This is a genomic window from Azoarcus sp. CIB (assembly GCF_001190925.1).
In the GTDB taxonomy this organism is placed as follows: Bacteria; Pseudomonadota; Gammaproteobacteria; order Burkholderiales; family Rhodocyclaceae; genus Aromatoleum.
Genome location: NZ_CP011072.1, coordinates 4907099 through 4924867, shown reverse-complemented (window position 1 = coordinate 4924867; position 17769 = coordinate 4907099). Strand labels below are relative to the sequence as shown.

20 protein-coding genes and 2 pseudogenes are annotated in these 17769 nt (G+C 57.5%); 15 read left to right on the top strand and 7 right to left on the bottom strand.

Features of this window, described 5'->3' with window-relative positions; translation table 11 throughout:
• Positions 1–37: 37 nt before the first annotated feature.
• A complete protein-coding gene (locus tag AzCIB_RS22110) occupies positions 38–1144 on the top strand; it encodes an ABC transporter permease (protein ID WP_198149583.1) in 1107 nt (368 codons plus the stop codon).
• A 128-nt stretch (positions 1145–1272) separates the two neighbouring features.
• On the opposite strand, the gene AzCIB_RS22105 is transcribed toward AzCIB_RS22110, so the two are convergent.
• Entirely contained in the window at positions 1273–2364 is a 1092-nt protein-coding gene (locus AzCIB_RS22105) for an alkene reductase (protein ID WP_232299291.1), read from the bottom strand.
• A gap of 10 nt (positions 2365–2374) precedes the next feature.
• A complete protein-coding gene (locus AzCIB_RS22100; protein ID WP_050417874.1) occupies positions 2375–2635 on the bottom strand; it encodes a luciferase domain-containing protein in 261 nt (86 codons plus the stop codon).
• Positions 2636–2979: 344 nt separating this feature from the next.
• Between AzCIB_RS22100 and AzCIB_RS24770 the strand changes: the two genes are divergently transcribed.
• Positions 2980–3162, top strand: a complete 183-nt coding sequence (locus AzCIB_RS24770) for a hypothetical protein (protein ID WP_050417873.1) — start codon at positions 2980–2982, stop codon at positions 3160–3162.
• A gap of 372 nt (positions 3163–3534) precedes the next feature.
• Here AzCIB_RS24770 and AzCIB_RS22090 read toward each other — a convergent pair whose 3' ends face one another.
• Positions 3535–4320, bottom strand: coding sequence for an NAD(P)H-binding protein (locus AzCIB_RS22090; RefSeq protein WP_169138093.1), 786 nt, complete (start codon positions 4318–4320; stop codon positions 3535–3537).
• 144 nt (positions 4321–4464) lie between these two features.
• Here AzCIB_RS22090 and AzCIB_RS22085 point away from each other — a divergent pair, with 144 nt between their 5' ends.
• Positions 4465–4809 (top strand): winged helix-turn-helix transcriptional regulator, encoded by a 345-nt coding sequence (locus tag AzCIB_RS22085; protein WP_050417872.1) that lies wholly within the window; start codon positions 4465–4467, stop codon positions 4807–4809.
• 35 nt (positions 4810–4844) lie between these two features.
• Here AzCIB_RS22085 and AzCIB_RS23960 read toward each other — a convergent pair.
• The 4 genes and pseudogenes from AzCIB_RS23960 to AzCIB_RS23955 form a co-directional block, all read right to left on the bottom strand.
• Positions 4845–5082, bottom strand: a pseudogene (locus AzCIB_RS23960) (transposase domain-containing protein); the annotation flags it as partial.
• Between the two features lie 205 nt (positions 5083–5287).
• Positions 5288–5695 carry a tyrosine-type recombinase/integrase gene (locus AzCIB_RS24765; protein ID WP_232299460.1) on the bottom strand — a complete coding sequence of 136 codons (408 nt, stop codon included), beginning with the start codon at positions 5693–5695 and terminating at the stop codon, positions 5288–5290.
• Positions 5696–5841: 146 nt separating this feature from the next.
• Positions 5842–6198 (bottom strand): hypothetical protein, encoded by a 357-nt coding sequence (locus AzCIB_RS22075; RefSeq protein WP_232299290.1) that lies wholly within the window; start codon positions 6196–6198, stop codon positions 5842–5844.
• Between the two features lie 121 nt (positions 6199–6319).
• Positions 6320–6565 (bottom strand): annotated as a pseudogene (locus tag AzCIB_RS23955) (IS66 family transposase); the annotation flags it as partial.
• Between the two features lie 303 nt (positions 6566–6868).
• Here AzCIB_RS23955 and AzCIB_RS22070 point away from each other — a divergent pair.
• From AzCIB_RS22070 to bphD, 12 genes are all read left to right on the top strand, one after another.
• Positions 6869–7603 carry a GntR family transcriptional regulator gene (locus AzCIB_RS22070; RefSeq protein ID WP_083447101.1) on the top strand — a complete coding sequence of 245 codons (735 nt, stop codon included), beginning with the start codon at positions 6869–6871 and terminating at the stop codon, positions 7601–7603.
• 85 nt (positions 7604–7688) lie between these two features.
• A complete protein-coding gene (locus tag AzCIB_RS22065; protein WP_174718468.1) occupies positions 7689–9053 on the top strand; it encodes an aromatic ring-hydroxylating dioxygenase subunit alpha in 1365 nt (454 codons plus the stop codon).
• A 106-nt stretch (positions 9054–9159) separates the two neighbouring features.
• Entirely contained in the window at positions 9160–9714 is a 555-nt protein-coding gene (locus AzCIB_RS22060) for an aromatic-ring-hydroxylating dioxygenase subunit beta (RefSeq protein ID WP_050417870.1), read from the top strand.
• A gap of 71 nt (positions 9715–9785) precedes the next feature.
• Positions 9786–10232 (top strand): BphX family protein, encoded by a 447-nt coding sequence (locus tag AzCIB_RS22055; RefSeq protein ID WP_050417869.1) that lies wholly within the window; start codon positions 9786–9788, stop codon positions 10230–10232.
• A gap of 41 nt (positions 10233–10273) precedes the next feature.
• A complete protein-coding gene (locus tag AzCIB_RS23950; RefSeq protein WP_083447100.1) occupies positions 10274–10603 on the top strand; it encodes a non-heme iron oxygenase ferredoxin subunit in 330 nt (109 codons plus the stop codon).
• Positions 10600–11841: an NAD(P)/FAD-dependent oxidoreductase gene (locus AzCIB_RS22050; protein ID WP_050417868.1), complete on the top strand. Its 1242-nt coding sequence runs from the start codon at positions 10600–10602 to the stop codon at positions 11839–11841. The genes AzCIB_RS23950 and AzCIB_RS22050 overlap by 4 nt, the downstream gene beginning before the upstream one ends.
• Before the next feature lie 58 nt (positions 11842–11899).
• Positions 11900–12733: a cis-2,3-dihydrobiphenyl-2,3-diol dehydrogenase gene (bphB, locus tag AzCIB_RS22045; protein WP_050417867.1), complete on the top strand. Its 834-nt coding sequence runs from the start codon at positions 11900–11902 to the stop codon at positions 12731–12733.
• A gap of 26 nt (positions 12734–12759) precedes the next feature.
• A complete protein-coding gene (locus AzCIB_RS23945) occupies positions 12760–13695 on the top strand; it encodes a VOC family protein (protein WP_174718467.1) in 936 nt (311 codons plus the stop codon).
• A gap of 171 nt (positions 13696–13866) precedes the next feature.
• On the top strand, positions 13867–14649 hold the full coding sequence (gene dmpE / locus AzCIB_RS23940) for a 2-oxopent-4-enoate hydratase (protein WP_083447177.1): 783 nt from the start codon (positions 13867–13869) through the stop codon (positions 14647–14649).
• 191 nt (positions 14650–14840) lie between these two features.
• A complete protein-coding gene (locus tag AzCIB_RS22035) occupies positions 14841–15791 on the top strand; it encodes an acetaldehyde dehydrogenase (acetylating) (RefSeq protein ID WP_269469643.1) in 951 nt (316 codons plus the stop codon).
• Between the two features lie 16 nt (positions 15792–15807).
• The gene (dmpG, locus tag AzCIB_RS22030; protein ID WP_050417864.1) at positions 15808–16842 is read left to right on the top strand and encodes a 4-hydroxy-2-oxovalerate aldolase; all 1035 of its coding nucleotides are present in this window, start codon (positions 15808–15810) and stop codon (positions 16840–16842) included.
• Positions 16843–16892: 50 nt separating this feature from the next.
• Positions 16893–17750 carry a 2-hydroxy-6-oxo-6-phenylhexa-2,4-dienoate hydrolase gene (gene bphD, locus AzCIB_RS22025; RefSeq protein WP_050417863.1) on the top strand — a complete coding sequence of 286 codons (858 nt, stop codon included), beginning with the start codon at positions 16893–16895 and terminating at the stop codon, positions 17748–17750.
• Positions 17751–17769 lie beyond the last annotated feature (19 nt).

Genomic DNA, 17769 nt, shown 5'->3' with positions numbered 1-17769 from the left:
CTCAAGGTTGACACTCTGGTGGTCGCGGCTGGCAGCGATGACAGTCAAGGAGCTGCTGCAGCTCTTTCGCGACGGCTTTCTGATGTTCGCCATCGTCTTCCTGTTCACCGCCGACATCTACATGACCCGCAATGTGCGCCTGGAGCTCAACCATGCCACGGTGGTGGTGCACGATGCCGATCACAGCGCCGCCTCCCGCGAGCTGATCTACCGCTTCCGTCCGCCTTATTTCCAGCTGGGCGGCGAGATCCAGGACAGCCGCGAAGGGCAGGCGCTGCTGGACCAGGGGCAGGCGCTGGCGGTGCTGGACATCCCTCCCTACTTTCAGCGTGACCTGCAGAGCGGCCGGCCCACGGACGTGCAGGTTCTGGTGGACACCAGCAACACCGTGCTGGGGACGCTGGCCGCCAGCTACAGTGGCCAGATCATCGGTCGCTACGGCTTCGAGGCGGCGCTGGCGCGCATGGGGGCGAGCGAGGCGAGCCTCGACACTGTCCCCATGATCCAGGACCAGCACCGCGTCTGGTACAACCCGAACCAGAACGATGCCTGGTTCATCCCCATCTCGGAGCTGCTGACCGTCATCACCGTCATGGCCATCATGCTGCCGGCCGCCGCCGCGGTGCGCGAGAAGGAGCGCGGCACCATCGAGCAACTGCTGGTTTCGCCGCTGACCCCGGCGCTGATCCTGCTGCCCAAGGTGATCTCCATGACCCTGGTGATCCTCGCGGGCACCGCAATCTCCCTGTTCCTGGTCCTGGTGCCGGTCTTCGGCGTGCCCATCAAGGGCAGCCTGCCGCTGTTTTTCGCCGTGACCACCCTCTACACCGTCGCCACCTCCGGGCTCGGTCTCTACATCGCCACCCTGAGCCGCAACCTGGCCCAGGCGGCGATGCTGGCCATTTTCATCCTCATGCCCATGGTCTTCCTGTCCGGCGCCTGGACCCCGCCCGAGGCCATGCCCGCCGGACTGCGCGAGACAATGTACCTCTCGCCGCTTTATTACTTCATCGAGATGGGCTACGGCATCCTGCTCAAGGGCGCGGGGCTCGACGTGCTGTGGGATTCGCTGCTGGGATTGACGCTGCTGGGGGTGGGGATCTTCGGTATTGGCGTGCGCAGGTTCAGGCGGCAGTTTGGCTAGGCCATGACGTGAACCGGGTGACGAGCACCCTCTGTTCATCGGGCCACGTGATGTAGATCAGCTTCTGCCGCGCCGCCATGCGATGACCGATCGTCCCTGTCGATCACCGCGGCGTGCGAGGTGGCCGGCTAAGCGGCGCGGGTAGGGTAGTCCGTGTAGCCTTTCTCGCCGGGAGTGTAGAAAGTGTCGAAGTCCGGCGCGTTGAGCGCCAACCCCTGTTGCCACCGGTCGGGCAGGTCCGGGTTGGCGAGAAAATCACGCCCGACCGCGATCAGATCCGCGCGGCCGGCGTTCAGATCGTCCTGGGCGCGCTGCGCGTCATAAGCGCCGACCAGGATGACGGGGCCGCCGAAGGCCGCGCGCATGGCCTGCTTGATCTGCTCCGGCACTGCAGGCGCGCCCATGGCGGAATGATCCACGATGTGTAGATACGCCAGCCCCAGCTTGCCCAATTGCTCGGCCAGGTAGGTGTAGTCGGCCTCCATTTCCGCGTAAGGCGGCATGTCGTTGAACACGCCGTAGGGCGAGAGGCGAATGCCCACCCTGGAGGCGCCGATGGCCTCTGCCGTGGCCCTGGCCACTTCCAGCACGAAACGGGCGCGGTTTTCGATCGGGCCGCCGTAGTCGTCGCTGCGCTGGTTGCTGGTGGGGCGGATGAACTGCTCCAGCAGGTAGCCGTTGGCGCCGTGCAGCTCGACCCCGTCGAAACCGGCAGCAATGGCGTTTTGGGCCGCCTTGACGAAATCCTGCCGGGTGCGGGCGATGTCGTCGAGGCTCATCGCCCGGGGCGCCGGGTGCGGCTGCATGCCGGCGCGGTCGGTGTAGATCTCGCCGGCGGCGGCGATGGCCGAGGGAGCCAGTACCTGCGCGCCCTGCGGCAGATTGTGCGGATGGCCAATACGTCCGGTGTGCATGAACTGGACGAAGATCTTGGCGCCGCGGCTGTGAACCGCGCCGGTGACGCCCTTCCAGCCGGCCACCTGGGCCTCTGAGAACAGCCCTGGAATGCGCGGATAACCCAGGCCTTCGGGCGAGGGGCTGGTGCCTTCGGTGATGATCAGCCCGGCCAAGGCGCGCTGCGCATAATACTCGGCCATCAGCGCGTTGGGCAGATTCTCGATGGCGCGGTTGCGCGTCATCGGCGCCATGACGATGCGGTTCTGTAGCCGGTGGCCGGCGACGGTGGCCGGTGAGTACAAATCACGGTTGTTTTGAGTCACTGCTTTCTCCTCATTCATGGATGACGATGGTTGAAGGTAGATTTATATGGCCGCAGGCAAAGTCCCAGGAGGTGCGCAGGATGCCCAGCAGGATGTCGATCTCGGCGATGTCCCGGGGCGCGTAGGCCATCACGGCATTGGCCGGGATGTAGCCCGCCTCGGCCATGGGATGTGGCTCGCCCCAGCCTTTGCTGACCAGCTCCAGGGGCAGAATCAGGTGCATCGAACCGTCATCAGCCGGATGCACATGGGCGAACTCGCGACCGACCATGAAGGCTTGGGGCGGACCACATGCGCGCTCATGGGATAGCACCAGAGCCTCGGCCCCGGGGACCGAGATTCTCGATGGCTCGCTGCGCACGAAGGCAACTCGATGCGTGTACCTTGAAGGTCCGGTGCACCTCCGGAGCGCTGTTCTGGCTGATCTGGGTGTGCGGTGCACAAGGCGTGGTCCGCGGACGTTCGCCCGGGCGTGGCGGAAATTCGAAGCTCATGGCCTGCCTCCATACCTCCATATTCAAAGGCACTCTCCACGGTGCCCATGACGTGATCTTCCAGCATCTTGCGGCGTGGCTCGCCAGCGGCGGCGCCAGCCACCACATGCAGGGGTAACAGATGTTCCTCACGCGTGTCGGCGGCGACCGCCTCCAGCCAGGCATCGAATTCACGGCTCGCACCCGGCTGCGCCCGTGCATACCCGCTATCATCTCCTGCATGTTGTGGAAGCTGTTGTCCGAGCCGATGATCAGCACCCCTTCCTCGCGCAACGGGGCGAGCGCCGCGCCTGCGGTCAAGTGAACGTCGAGGCCGAGGCCGGCTTTGAGCGACGTCTGCGCGCATGGAAATCTTGCTTTGGGAGGGGCGATCTTCAGTGGCACGAACACCCCGTGGTCGAAGCCCTGTCCGTCGAAGGCGGTGGCGATGGCTGCGGCCTCGAGCAGCCCGCTCGCTCGGCCAGCCATGGCGCACCCGGCGCCGGCCAGGTGAGTTCGTAAGTGTCGGGTGGATCCAGCCCATGAAAAAACGGGGCCCGCCGCAGTGAGGGAGGTAGCGCGTGGGCTGGCGGCGCATGGGCTCAGCTTGTCAGGGCCGTGCGGTTCACCGCCAGCCAGTCGCCCAGGCTTTGCGGTTCACGGCCAGCGAAGTATGTCACCGCATCGGTGACCACGTTCATGTGCCCTGCGCGCACGTTGGCATCAAAGGCGACCATGAGCTCAACGAATGGGTGGGGACCCCTGCGTCGCGCATCCCGGCCGCGAGCGCGTCGTCGGAGACCTGGACCACCTCGATGGGCTTGCCCAGTTGCTTGCTGGTCGCGGTTGCCAGCGCGTCAACGGTCAAGGCCACAGGGCCGGTGATGTCCTGGATCGATGACTGGTCCTCTGTGAGCAGGGCGCCTGTGGCCGCTGCCGCGCAGTCGAGGCGCGTCACATAGCCCACTGTCCCATCGCCGGCCGCGGTGTACCAGCGCCCCGACGCAAGCACCGAGGGCATCGTGAACAGCAGGTTGTCGAAATACCAGTTGTTACGCAGAATGGTGTAAGGGATGCCGGTGGCGATGACCGCCTCCTCACTGCTGCGATGGTCCGGCGCGAAGGGGATCAGACTTTCAGGTCCAGGGTTGGTCATCGAGGTGTAGAGGATATGCCCGACGCCAGCCTTGGCGGCCGCCTCGATCGCCGCCTTCTGCTGGCGGGCGAGCTTGCCAGGTTCACCCAAAGCATCGGTGGCAACGATCAGCAATCGATCGATACCCTCGAAGGCTTCGTCCAGGCTGACTGGGTCGTCGAAATCCACCCTGATTTTTGACTCGGCGAGCCCGCTGATCCGCACCGGGAACCGGCTCCCTGCGGTCACGTACCGGGCGCCTTGGGCGTTGAGCGCCCGCAGCACCTGAGTGGCAAACTTGCCCGAAGCGCCGGTGATGAAAATCCGTGCGTCGCGAAAATGGGGCATAGCATTACCTTTCAGGTTACAATAAAGAACTTGGTGCATTCTAGGAACTGTCGTCAAACTGCACAAGAAGGCACGCGTATGTCGCAAGGTAATCATAAGGGAACCACTCCACTGCCTTTGCCCACCCACGGCGAAAGTTGCCCGGTGCGTGATGTGCTTGATCGGCTGGGGGACAAGTGGTCGGTCTTGATTTTGATCACCCTTGCCAACAACTCCATGCGCTTCAATGAACTCCTCCGCGCCGTACCCGACATCTCCCGTCGAATGCTCGCCGAAACCTTGCGTCATCTCGAACGCGACGGGCTCGTCTGGCGCGAGGTGACCTCCACCACGCCGCCAGCGGTGCGTTACGGACTCACGGCGCTCGGCACCTCGCTCATGCCCCCGCTCACCGCACTCATCGCTTGGGCGGAGCACCACCAGCCGGCGATCGCCGTCGCACGTGCCAGATTTCAGGCGCAAGTGCCGACGCAAGCGTCAGTCAGGTAGGCCAAGCGTAACCGGTAACTGCCCGGCGTACTTGCCTACGCCTGTGGATTTTGCAAAGGCGATCGGAGAGGATTGCTAGCGAAGAGTTGCTTCCACATGCGTGGCGTCAGTTCGTGGACCTGACTGGCCGGATGCTGACCAACTCGCTGCAGGACATCGACCAGATAGTCATACGAATCGATTTCGTGCAGGCGGCAAGTGACGATCAGGCATCTGCATGATGCCGACCTGCCTGGCGCCGAGTTCGGTCCAGCAGAACAGCCAGTTCCGGCGCTTATCGAAATATTTCGATAAGCGCCGTTATCCTCGGTCAACTATTAGGCAAGCTACGCCGTCGCGAGCGTTCTCCTGTACGGTGGTCCGCATGCACAGGTTTGCATAATTCAGAGGCTTTCGAGGAATTTGAGGACGGCGTCGCTTGGGCGATAGCGTTTGCGTTTGGTCTCCGGGGGCGCGAGGGTCGCGAGGGCACGTTCCTTCATTGCCAGATCAGCCTCGACATAGCCATGGGTCGTGACCGGGCTCTCGTGACCCAGCCACAAGGCGATGACCGTGATGTCGACACCGGCCTGCACAGATGCATGGCCGTCGTGTGCCTCCAGGAATGGGGCGATATTCTGCGCCCCGCCAGCCGCGGACACTGCGTCGTCGCGGCCGTGATCGCGAGGGCAAGTCGGTCGGCCACATTCGTGCGAGTCATCGGTCGCCCGCTGCGGTTGGGGACCAGGGGCTGGTCTGCACGCAAGTCTGCATACTTCAACCAGTGACCGATTTCGGCCGCCGTCTCCTTCCACAGCGGCACGGTTCGTTGCTTGCGCCCCTTGCCCTGCAAGCGCACCGAGGACGTCGTGGCGAGCGTGACATCGGCCACCCGGATGCCGATCATTTCGGAAACTCGCGCGCCGGTGTTGTAGAGCAACGCGAACATGACCCGATCACGGTGACCACATCAGGTGCTCGTGTCGGGGGCGGCGAGAACGGCTTGAACCTCATCGCGGGAGAGATACTCGAGCAGGGGCCGCTCGAAGCGTTTCATGGGTATCGCCAGGACCTGCTGTGCGTGTAGATGTGCGGGACGAGGCGCCGGTGCGCCGGGCCGAAGAGCCCCTGCGGCGGCATCTCCGTCGCCGGATCGTCGCGCAGGCAGAAACGTGCGAAGCCACGCAGAACCTCGTTACGACTCGCCCACATGAGCGGATTCCGCCGCCGCGACGAGCGGGCCCATGCGATGGCCAGCGCCACCGTCAGGTGATCTGCCGTGCCGGCTTCGTCAGCAAAGCGGGCAAACGATTGAAGCTGCGTGGCATCGATGCTGAGCTTGAATCCGTGACGACGCCGATACGCCAGATACGTCTCGACCCGAGTCATCCATGAAACCAGGGCGTTCATGGCAGACTCCCGGGCCACAGCAGGGCCACGGTCCACAACCCTTCCAGATCGACGCGGGCGTAGGTGTTGGCCGTGTCGAGGCTTTGGTGGCGCAGAAGATCGGCGATCTCTTTGACGGAAGGCCGAGCGCCTGTTCGACGTGCTCGATCCTTCGACTCTCGAAGAACGGGAAACAGATTTCGTCGAGTTCGCCGTAGACCGGCCAGAAGTACGCCGCTTTCAACTTCCCCGGCCCCGCACGCCGGGCCTTGATCGGCGTCTCGTCCATCGCCTTGACGCACGAGGCGCGAATCGAGTCGAACTGCGTGGTGTAGATCGGCTCGAGCAACCCGATGCCTTGTTGCCCGATTCTAGGCCTTGCAGTTCGACGCGCTTGAAAGGCGGGGCCGGCGCGTCAGTGTTGAGCTGAGCGTGCTTCCAGATGTACGCCCCTGAGCAGGGTTCGTCTTCCCAAAAGATCATCGCTTGGGCCAGTCGTTCGTACCAGAGCACTTAGTGGTGCTCTTGCAATGCTGCGCTGCAGCGTGCGAACCTCCAAAAAATCGATTATCGTTAATCGACACTCGTGACAAGTACGTCGCCAGTCGAGCAGCAGCGCCGCCACAAGTGCGATGTGCTGTCTCTAGGCGCTTTCGAAGGTCAATTTCAGAAAAGATAGGTGAGAAGAGCGATGAATCAGCCAGCGTTGGGTAAAGAAGCAATTGGCATTGACCTTTTTGCGGCCGGCGTTGCGTCGCCTAAAGGAAAGCCGCGCAGTCTGATTGAGTCAGTTATGCACAGGCTTCGATGCGAAATTGTGCAAGGAGTCTTGTCGGCAGGATCGAGACTGCTGATTGATGACCTTCAGAGGCGTTTCGATGTAAGTGGCGGGACAGTGCGTGAAGCCCTGAGCCTCCTGGTTTCTGATGGCTTGGTGCATGCCAAGACCCAGCGAGGCTTTTTCGTGGCGCCAATGTCGTTGCAAGACTTGGAGGGGCTCACTCGAACCCGCATAGCGCTTGAGTGTGAATCTGTTCGCGAAAGTGTGAAGTGTGGTGGCTCTGAATGGGAAAGCAATTTGGTTGCCGCATATAGCGAACTCGCTCGGTCCGATGAGCACGTAATGCGTAACCCTGATGACGAGTTTGACCAATGGGAGATAGCGAATCGCAATTTCCACCGTTCACTTATTAGCGCCTGTTCGTCCGATTGGACCTTCAGATTCTTGGCTGTTCTGAATATTCACCTCGAGCGCTACCGGCGCCTTACGTCGCCCCACACTTTGCCCGAGAGAAATGTCCACGCGGAGCACGAGCTCATTTTTCAAAGTGCGCTTGCGCGTGACGCCGAACAATGTTCCCTGCTGCTGCGTCAGCACATTGAGTCGTCGGTCAGTGTAGTTCGGCAGTTTGCATTGCTGCGGTGAAGCACCTACGCCGCAAGCTAAATTTATAGGTGCGTTTAACAGCTCTTCACCAAGGGCAATTGAGGAGATAAATATGAGTTCGTCAATGAACGAAGTTTCACAAGCCACGATTAGGCTTTCTCGAAAGTGGAGTCCCGAGGAGATTCGTGGCCTCGTCGACGAAGAACTAGGGCTGCTTGACCCACGTATCTACAGTGACCAGGATCTGTATGAACTGGAACTAGAACGGATTTTCGCTCGTTCGTGGCTGCTGGTTTGCCACGAGGGGCATATTCCAAATCCAGGTGACTACATCACGACGTATATGGGCGAAGACCCGGTTATCGTGGTTCGCCAAAGGGATCGCTCCATCAAAGTGTTTCTGAATCAGTGCCGTCACCGTGGGATGGTCATTGAGCGCTCAACTTATGGTAATGCAAAGTCCTTTACTTGCACCTATCACGGCTGGGCCTACGACATCGCAGGCAATCTTGTCAATGTTCCGTTTGAAAAGGAAGCCTTCTGTGACAAGAAAGAAGGGGACTGTGGTTTCGAAAAAGCCGACTGGGGTCCGCTGCAGGCGCGGGTAGATACCTACAAGGGCTTGGTATTTGCCAACTGGGATGCAAAAGCGCCGCCCTTGATTGACTATCTCAGTGACGCCACTCCATACATGGATGTGATGTTTGATCGCACCGAAGCTGGCACCGAAGTGATTACCGGGATGCAGCGGACCGTCATTCCATGCAATTGGAAATTTGCCGCGGAACAGTTTTGTAGCGACATGTATCACGCGTGCACCATGTCGCATGTGGCCGGGGTCGTTTCCAGCCTACGTCCCGATCAAGACCTATCCGACGTAAAGCTGCCTGTTACTGGGAACCAATTCCGCGCGGCGTGGGGTGGCCATGGAACGGGATGGTTCAATGACGACTTCTCCCTGCTGTACGCAATTATGGGGCCAAAAGTTGTGGACTATTGGACAAAGGGTCCGGCCGCTGAACGCGCACAGGTGCGGCTTGGCAACAAACTGCCAGCTAACCGCATGGTTGCGCAACACATGACAATTTTCCCGACCTGTTCATTCCTGCCGGGCATCAATACTGTTCGTACTTGGCATCCACGTGGACCGAACGAACTCGAAGTCTGGTCGTTCATTGTTGTTGATGCTGATGCCCCCGCAGAAATCAAGGACGAATATCGCCGAATGAACATCATGACCTTCAACCAGGGCGGAACCTACGAGCAGGACGATGGTGAAAACTGGGTTGAAGTACAGCGTGTCTTGCGGGGGCATATGGCCCGCAGTCGACCGTTCTGCGCCTCAATGGGGGTCGGTAAGCCTAATGCAAACAATCCGGATTTCCCCGGGAAGACCAGTTATGTCTATGGTGAGGAGGCTGCGCGCGGTATGTATCACCACTGGAGCCGCATGATGTCCGAGCCGAGCTGGGAAACCCTCAGGCCGTAATTAACCGCCGCCCAAGTCGTTATCCCTGCCGCACTAACCAAATAGATCTACTCGTCAGGCCAGACCTGCCGAAACGTCGATCCAAACGAAATAATGGAGACGTTCCATGTCCATAGAATTGACACAACCGTTTAATTATCTCGAAAAGCCTGTGAGTCTTGAGCTCCAAAACGCAGTCGAACAGTTTTACTATCGGGAAGCGCAACTTCTTGATCATCGTAAATATCAAGAATGGTTAACCCTGCTCACTGAGGACATCCATTATTGGGTTCCAATTCGGACCACTCAGACCACAAAGAATTCGAACCTGGAATACTACGGTCCGGGATGTAACGCCCACTTCGACGAAGACCACAGTCGATTGACTGCCCGTATCCGTGGCAGGTTGTCAGGCCTTAACTGGACCGAAGACCCCCCTTCCCGATCCCGTCACATGATCACTAATGTGATTGTGCGCGAAGTGTCAGCTGAGAAGCTCGAAGTGAGTTCCGCCTTCTTGTGCTATCGCAATCGTCTTGAACGAATGACTGACATTTACGTCGGGGAGCGTCGCGATATTCTCCTGCGGGTAAATGATGGTCTGGGTTTCAAGATCGACAAGCGCACAGTATTGCTCGATCAAGGCACGATCACGGCCAACAATCTGAGCATGTTCTTCTAAGGCTGGGGTATCGGAGAACCGACGACAGGGTTCGCACCTGGGGTGTGAATCCTGTCGTTCAGGAGGAAGCAATGAACGATAAAGCAATCCGCCGTTTCCTGGCTGCAATCGGCATCTTTTATTTACTAAATTTTTTGGGACTGCTTCCTGCCCGTAGTGCTGCCGTCCTGATGCTGATGTACCCCTCTGTCGCGAATGGCTTTCAAGGGGAACTCATGATGCTGCTTCAGGATGCATGGCTCGTGGTCGGGATGCAGCTTGGCGCTGTGGGTGTGCTTGCCCTTTGGGCCCTGCGCGAACCCATTCGCTATGCAGGCATTATTCCTGTCGTTGTGCTCATCGAGATTTTTGACGCAATGTGGGATGTCTATAGCATAGTCTTAAATGGCGAGACCCTGTGGTTTGGGCTTACTACACTTGCTATTCATTTGGTGTGGATCATATGGGGAATCAGCCTCTGGCGCCAGGTAGGCGACCGCTTGAACCAAGCCCATGCTGTTGATGCAGAAAAAAATTGAGCGGATTCAAAAGTTAAGTCCAATCTACGAGGTGAAGAATTATGAGTTTTGAGAAAGTTTGTGAGGTTAGTGATATCCCTGTCGGCGAAGCGCTCAAAATTTCCGGCGAAGAATTCGATGTCGCGATCTTCAATGTGGACGGAGAGCTATTTGCAACACAAGATCGTTGCACTCACGGCGATTGGTCTCTGTCCGAGGGAGGGTACTTGGACGGGGATGTCGTTGAGTGTTCGCTGCACTGCGGGAAATTCTGCGTTCGGACAGGAAAAGTCAAAGCATATCCACCGACTAAACCGCTGAAAGTCTTTCCGATACATGTAGAAGGAAATGCTGTGTACATCGATTTTAGCGCCGGAGATATTGTCCAATGATCAAGAGTATCGTCATTGTTGGCGCGGGACACGCCGGGACAACGGCTGCGCGCGCCATTCGCGCAAGGGGATATGCCGGACGGATTCATCTGATCGGCAACGAATCCCGGCTGCCCTATGATCGCCCATCATTGTCAAAAGGGGTTCTAGGGGGGGCGCAGGAGACTCCGCCTCTGCTGATGGAGGCCGCTTGGTTTGAGAGCGAAGGGATTGAACTGCATCTGGGCGACCCCGTATTTGCGATCAACGCCAAGGAGCGCCTTGTAACCCTGCACTCAGGTTTGAGCCTGGACTTCGACCGGCTTTTGTTCGCCACCGGAATGCGACCGCGCAAGCTGTCTATTCCTGGCGGCAATCTGGAAGGCGTGTTCAGCCTTCGCAACTTCGCGGATTGCGCCGCGTTACGCCAGGCCTTCACGGCGGCGAAATCCCTCGTAATTATCGGTGGGGGTCTGATCGGCTGTGAAGTGGCTACCTCCGCGCGCAAAGCGGGACTTGAAGTCACGATCCTGGAATGCGCCGATGAGTTACTGACGCGCGTTCTAGGCCGGCAAGTTGGCGCGTGGTGCCGCGAGCAACTCGAGGCAATGGGCGTTCGAATCGAATTGAATGCGCATATTTCGCATCTTAGCGGTGAACGCAGTGTGCGTTCGCTGGTGTTTGCTGATGGCAGAGAGTTGGAAGCCGAACTCGTATTGGCCAGCATTGGCGGCGATCCGGAAGATACCCTGTTGAAGGCAGCTGGCGTCGCCTGCAATCAAGGCGTAGTGGTCGATGCGTGCGGACAAACATCATCGCCCGATATTTACGCCGCTGGCGACGTAGCTGTGTGGCCCCTAAGGCACGGGGGCCGCCGCGCGCTAGAGACCTATATCAACTCGCAGCAACAGGCGGAAGCGGCGGTAGCCGCGATGCTAGGCGAATACAATCCGGTGCCCCAAGTCGCTACATCGTGGACCGAGATCGCAGGGCACCGCATCCAGATGATTGGGGATATGCAGGGACCCGGTGAATATGTGCAGCGTGGCGAGTTCGAACCCAATCAGCAAACCGTGCTGTTCCGGGTCTTGGACGGCAAGGCGCTGGCTGCGGTGGCGATTAATGCGACCAAGGACTTCGGTGGCGTAAGCCGTTTAGTGATGTCCGAAATAGAGATAGTGCCTGACCACCTCGCTGATACGGAAATAAGCATCCGCGAACTACTCAAGGGGAATGCGGCGCGAACCGTAACCGCCTAGATGATGACTACGGACAAAATATGGAATGTATGTCGCGCTTCAATTTGGAGATAGCAAGATGAATCTGAAAGATCAGGTTGTCTTTATTACAGGCGGTGCATCTGGGCTTGGTCGTGCGCTCGTCGAACGCTTCGTTACGGAAGGTGCAAAGGTGGGGGTGCTCGACAGATGCGAGAAAGGCATCCAAGAGCTAGAGTCGATGCATCCAGGGCGGGTGATCGGAGTCGCGGGTGATGCCCGCTTGCTGGCTGACAATAAAACCGCAGTCCAGCGGTGCGTGGATTCCTTTGGAAAGATCAATACTCTGATTCCCAATGTTGGAATCTGGGATTACAACACCCCGTTGGTGGATATCCCAGACGAAAGGATCGATGAGTCTTTCGACGAAATCTTTCATATCAATGTCAAATCCGGTCTCCTCGCGGTGAAGGCTGCTCTTCCTTATCTCGTTTCGAGTCGGGGGGGGGTCATATTCACGATTTCAAATGCTGGCTTTTATCCCAATGGCGGCGGCCCGCTATATACCGCATCGAAGCATGCACTGATTGGTGTTGTAAAAGAGCTTGCTTATGAACTGGCTCCCTATGTCCGCGTCAATGGTGTAGCGCCTGGAGGCATGGCAACGGATTTACGCGGCCCGCAATCGTTGGGCATGGGGGATCGTTCCATTTCGAGTATTCCGCTTAGCGAATTACTTGAATCCGTCCTCCCAATTGGTCGAATGCCCGATGTGAGGGAGTACACCGGAGCGTATGTATTTTTTGCCAACCACGGAGATGCAGCTCCAGCCACCGGCGCTGTTCTCAACTACGACGGTGGGATGGGCGTTCGCGGCCTCTTCTCTGCAGTTGGTGGCAAAGATCTTGAAGAGAAACTGAAACTACAGAAGTGATTCATAACCAACCAAGGAGAAATAGGATGGAGATCAAGGCATTGGGTTATATGGGGTTTTCCGTAAACGATGTTCCGGAATGGCGGCGGTATCTCACCAAGCTGGCCGGTTTGATGGAAACGCCATGCTCAACAGATGAACAGGCCCGTTTTCGAATGGATTCGAGAAGCTGGCGTATTGGCGTAGAACAAGGCGACTTGGATGATCTGGCATTCGCAGGATTTGAAGTTGCTAATCCTAGCGCTCTAGAAAAAATGCGTGTCCGACTTCAGGAAGCTGGAGTAAAAATCATAAGCGATGTTGGCGATCTCGCGAAAAAGCGCGATGTGCTTGATCTGATTGCCTTCAAAGACCCGTTCGGCATGCAAATAGAAATCTTCTATGGCGCGGGGGATTCCTACGAAAAACCCTTTGTTTCGCCAACGGGCGTAACAGGCTTTCAAACGGGAGAGCAAGGGTTGGGGCACTATTTTTATGCCGTTCCAGATGTTGTCAAGGGTTTGTCATTTTACGTTGACGTGCTTGGCTTCAAATTGTCGGACGTAATCGATATTCCTTTAGGTCCGGATATGACGGTACGTGGCCACTTTCTGCATTGTAATGGACGTCACCATACCATGGCAATCGCTGAAGCCCCCATGCCTAAGCGCATCCACCATTTCATGCTCCAAGCCGCCACGCTGGATGACGTTGGGCATGCATGTGATCGTTTGGACGGTTTTGATGACCAAACTACCGATTCCAATCTTGGAGTTGCAGAAGAAAAGCCCAATAGCTACCTGACCACCACTATTGGCAGACATGTAAACGACCATATGGTTTCATTTTATGCCCGGACGCCATCAGGATTCGAAATGGAATTTGGTTGGGGCGCTCGTGCTGTTGACGATTGCAACTGGACAATGACCCGCCACAGTCGCACAGCCATGTGGGGGCACAAGTCGCTCCGGAAACAAAAATAGCGTGTGATCAAACTATTCTTCCCAAACGGTGGATTTTCAGATGTTTGGGGGGGATAGGAAAACGCCTTTAGGACAAAGTGAGAGCTGTGTGATTTTCTAAACAAAAGCTAGCGGTCTATGACGGCAGACGGTGGATTTACTAAAGTTCCGAATAGGAGATTGAATGGCATGATGGATGAAGATATTGTCACCAAGCTGGGAGACGAGCTTTACGACGCATTATGTGCAAAAAGAATGCTCGAGCCTTTGAGCAACCGTTATCCCAGTATCTCAATTGATGACGCTTACAGGATTCAGTTACGGATGATTTCCTGCCGCCAAAAAGCAGGAGAGAGAATTGTTGGAAAGAAAATTGGAATCACAAGTCGGCCTGTAATGGATCTGCTCAAGGTCTATCAGCCTGATTTCGGGTATTTGCTCGATGGAATGTCTATCAGTGACGGAGCGCGCATTCCAATTGAATCGCTTATTCAGCCAAAAATTGAAGGCGAAATTGCCTTTGTGTTAAAGCGCGACTTGATGGGGCCAGGAATCAGCGCAGCCGAAGTCCTTGCGGCTACCGATTTTGTTATGCCTTGCTTTGAAATTGTCGATTCGCGTATTCGGGACTGGAAAATCCAGATACAGGATACGGTCGCAGACAACGCTTCCTGCGGCCTATTCGTGCTCGGAAACACCATGGCCGATCCGAGGAAGCTTGATCTAACAACTTGTGGCATGGTCTTGGAAAAGAATGGTGAGATTGTGGCGACAGGAGCAGGGGCGGCGGCGTTGGGGTCTCCTATCAATGCTGTAGTTTGGTTGGGGAATACACTTGGTGGCCTGGGAATTCCACTTAAGGCAGGAGAAATTATTCTTTCTGGGGCGCTTGCGAGTATGTTTAGTGTTCATGCAGGCGACCATTATCGTGTGGCAATTGGAGGTATCGGTAGTTGTTCCGTCTCCTTTGTCTGACTGGATAGCCATTGACGTGGGGTTATTGGATGCCACTAAGTCACTATGCCGCTCCTTGTGTTGCGGTATTCCTCAGCAATACTGATTTCCAATAGGCTAAGTTTGCAGAGGGACGTGCCATGCAAATAACGCCACCCCCAAAAGAATTGTGTATATGTGCATGTTAAATCTATGCTTTATGAATTGGAGTTTTGATGAACAAGATTAAGTGCGCCCTGATCGGCCCGGGCAACATCGGCACCGATCTTCTGTACAAACTTAAGCGCAGCCCCTTCCTCGAACCGGTGTGGATGATCGGCATCGACCCCGAATCCGAAGGCCTCAAGCGCGCCGCCGACATGGGCCTCAAGACCTGTGCCACCGGCGTCGATGGCTTCCTGCCGCATGTCCTCGCCGATAGCATCCAGATCGCCTTCGATGCGACCAGCGCCTACGTCCATGCCGAGAATAGTCGTAAGCTCAATGAGCTCGGCGTCCTGATGATCGACCTGACGCCGGCGGCCATCGGCCCCTACTGCGTGCCGCCGGTCAACCTCGTCGAGCACGTCGGCAAGCGCGAAATGAACGTCAATATGGTCACCTGCGGCGGACAAGCCACCATCCCGATGGTTGCAGCCGTCTCCCGTGTCCAGCCGGTCGCTTACGGCGAAATCGTCGCCACTGTCTCTTCGAAGAGCGCCGGCCCCGGCACCCGCAAGAATATCGACGAATTCACCCGCACGACCGCCAGTGCTGTCGAAAAGGTTGGCGGCGCCAAAAAAGGCAAGGCCATCATCATCATCAACCCGGCCGAACCACCGCTTGTCATGCGCGACACCGTGCATTGCCTGACCGAAACCGCGCCTGATCAGGAAAAAATAACTGAATCCATCCACGCCATGATCAAGGAAGTCCAGAAATACGTGCCGGGCTATCGCCTGGTCAACGGTCCAGTATTCGACGGCAACCGTGTGTCCGTCTACATGGAAGTCACCGGACTCGGGGATTTCCTCCCGACCTACGCCGGTAACCTCGACATCATGACTGCTGCCGGTGCCCGTACCGCCGAAATGTTCGCCGAAGAAATTATTGCTGGTCGCCTCACCCTCGAACCCAGGGTTGCTACCGGTTCCCCCAAACTGGCCGGTTGCGGTTCCAACTGATACGGAGAAAATAATCATGACCGCCAAAGGCAAGACCGTTACCGTCCACGACATGACCCTGCGGGATGGCATGCATCCCAAGCGTCACCTGATGACCCTCGACCAGATGGTCAGCATCGCCACCGGCCTCGACGAAGCCGGCATCCCGCTGATCGAAGTCACCCACGGCGACGGCCTCGGTGGTTCCTCGGTCAACTACGGCTTCCCGGCCCATACCGACGAAGAATACCTCGGCACCGTCATTCCCAAGATGAAGAAGGCCAAGGTCTCGGCCCTGCTGCTGCCTGGCATTGGCACCGTCGATCACCTCAAGATGGCGCGCGAACTCGGCGTCAACACCATCCGTGTCGCCACCCACTGCACCGAGGCCGATGTCTCCGAGCAGCACATCACCATGGCCCGCAAGCTCGACATGGATACCGTCGGCTTCCTCATGATGAGCCACATGAACAGCGCCGAAGGTCTCGTCAAGCAAGCCAAGCTCATGGAAGGCTACGGCGCCAACTGCATCTACGTCACCGACTCGGCCGGTCATCTGCTTCCGGAAGGCGTCAAGGAACGTCTCGGTGCTGTGCGCGCTGCCCTCAAGCCGGAAACCGAACTCGGCTTCCACGGCCACCACAACCTGGCCATGGGCGTCGCCAACTCCATCGCCGCCATTGAAGTCGGCGCCAACCGCATCGATGCTGCTGCGGCCGGCCTCGGTGCCGGTGCCGGTAATACGCCGATGGAAGTCCTGATCGCCGTGTGCAGCCTGATGGGCATCGAAACCGGTGTCGATGTCGCCAAGATCACCGACGTTGCCGAAGACCTCGTGGTGCCAATGATGGACTTCCCGATCCGCATCGACCGTGATGCGCTGACCCTGGGTTATGCCGGGGTCTATGGCTCCTTCCTGCTCTTTGCCAAGCGGGCATCCGCCAAGTACGGCGTGCCGGCCCGCGACATTCTGGTCGAGCTGGGCCGCCGCGGTATGGTCGGCGGGCAGGAGGACATGATCGAGGATACCGCCATCACCATGGCTAAGGATCGCTCTATTGCCTCCGCATAATGCCCCTTGGCGCTGAGCGTTTTATATATTTAACAGGGGGAGAGATGCAAATGAATCAATATACGGAATCTACAACCAGCAGGTTTGCCAAGATCAACGAGAAGGGATTTGAAGACTTCCAGGTTCATTTCAACGAAGCTGGCGACGGCGAGGCCGTCATCATGTTGCACGGTGGTGGGCCCGGGGCAGGTGGATGGAGTAACTATAGCCGCAATCTGGGCCCGCTGGTTCAAGCCGGTTATCGCGTGATTTTGAAGGACTCGCCAGGATTTAATAAATCCGACCCCGTCGTAATGGACGAACAGCGAGGTCTCGTGAACGCACGCGCCGTCAAGGGTTTGATGGATGCCCTAAACATCGGAAAAGCGCACCTGGTGGGCAACTCGATGGGGGGGGCCACCGCACTGAATTTTGCCATCGAATATCCGGAGCGCATCGGTAAGCTCATTCTGATGGGGCCGGGGGGGCTTGGCTCGAGTCTGTTTTCCGCGATGCCCATGGAAGGCATCAAATTGCTTTTCAAGCTGTATGCCGAGCCTACGCTTGAAAATTTGAAGCAAATGCTATCGGTATTTGTTTTTGATCAGACCCAGATCACCGATGAACTGATTGAGGGCCGCTGGCGGGCTATTCAGCATAATCAAGTACACCTTCGAAATTTTCTTGTCAGTACGCAACGCGTGCCATTGAGCGCTTGGGACGTTACATCGAGATTAGGAGAGATCAAGGCAGAAACGCTTGTCATCTGGGGGCGCGACGACCGCTTCGTACCTCTTGACCATGGATTGAAGTTGGCTTGGCACATCCATGATGCGCGCTTGCATGTCTTGCCTCGGTGCGGTCACTGGGCGCAATGGGAACATGCTGAAGAGTTTAATCGATTGTTGATCGATTTCTTACAACATTGACACCAAAGGGGCTCGATAG

Bases quoted from the DNA above. Each gene is read 5' to 3' on its own strand.
- AzCIB_RS22110 (WP_198149583.1), top strand. From the start codon at position 38: ATGACAGTCAAGGAGCTGCTGCAGCTCTTTCGCGACGGCTTTCTGATG.
- AzCIB_RS22100 (WP_050417874.1), bottom strand. From the start codon at position 2,635: ATGGTCGGTCGCGAGTTCGCCCATGTGCATCCGGCTGATGACGGTTCG.
- AzCIB_RS24770 (WP_050417873.1), top strand. From the start codon at position 2,980: ATGTTCCTCACGCGTGTCGGCGGCGACCGCCTCCAGCCAGGCATCGAA.
- AzCIB_RS22090 (WP_169138093.1), bottom strand. From the start codon at position 4,320: ATGCCCCATTTTCGCGACGCACGGATTTTCATCACCGGCGCTTCGGGC.
- AzCIB_RS24765 (WP_232299460.1), bottom strand. From the start codon at position 5,695: ATGATCGGCATCCGGGTGGCCGATGTCACGCTCGCCACGACGTCCTCG.
- AzCIB_RS22075 (WP_232299290.1), bottom strand. From the start codon at position 6,198: ATGAACGCCCTGGTTTCATGGATGACTCGGGTCGAGACGTATCTGGCG.
- AzCIB_RS22070 (WP_083447101.1), top strand. From the start codon at position 6,869: ATGAATCAGCCAGCGTTGGGTAAAGAAGCAATTGGCATTGACCTTTTT.
- AzCIB_RS22065 (WP_174718468.1), top strand. From the start codon at position 7,689: ATGAACGAAGTTTCACAAGCCACGATTAGGCTTTCTCGAAAGTGGAGT.
- AzCIB_RS22060 (WP_050417870.1), top strand. From the start codon at position 9,160: ATGTCCATAGAATTGACACAACCGTTTAATTATCTCGAAAAGCCTGTG.
- AzCIB_RS22055 (WP_050417869.1), top strand. From the start codon at position 9,786: ATGAACGATAAAGCAATCCGCCGTTTCCTGGCTGCAATCGGCATCTTT.
- AzCIB_RS23950 (WP_083447100.1), top strand. From the start codon at position 10,274: ATGAGTTTTGAGAAAGTTTGTGAGGTTAGTGATATCCCTGTCGGCGAA.
- AzCIB_RS22050 (WP_050417868.1), top strand. From the start codon at position 10,600: ATGATCAAGAGTATCGTCATTGTTGGCGCGGGACACGCCGGGACAACG.
- bphB (WP_050417867.1), top strand. From the start codon at position 11,900: ATGAATCTGAAAGATCAGGTTGTCTTTATTACAGGCGGTGCATCTGGG.
- AzCIB_RS23945 (WP_174718467.1), top strand. From the start codon at position 12,760: ATGGAGATCAAGGCATTGGGTTATATGGGGTTTTCCGTAAACGATGTT.
- dmpE (WP_083447177.1), top strand. From the start codon at position 13,867: ATGGATGAAGATATTGTCACCAAGCTGGGAGACGAGCTTTACGACGCA.
- dmpG (WP_050417864.1), top strand. From the start codon at position 15,808: ATGACCGCCAAAGGCAAGACCGTTACCGTCCACGACATGACCCTGCGG.
- bphD (WP_050417863.1), top strand. From the start codon at position 16,893: ATGAATCAATATACGGAATCTACAACCAGCAGGTTTGCCAAGATCAAC.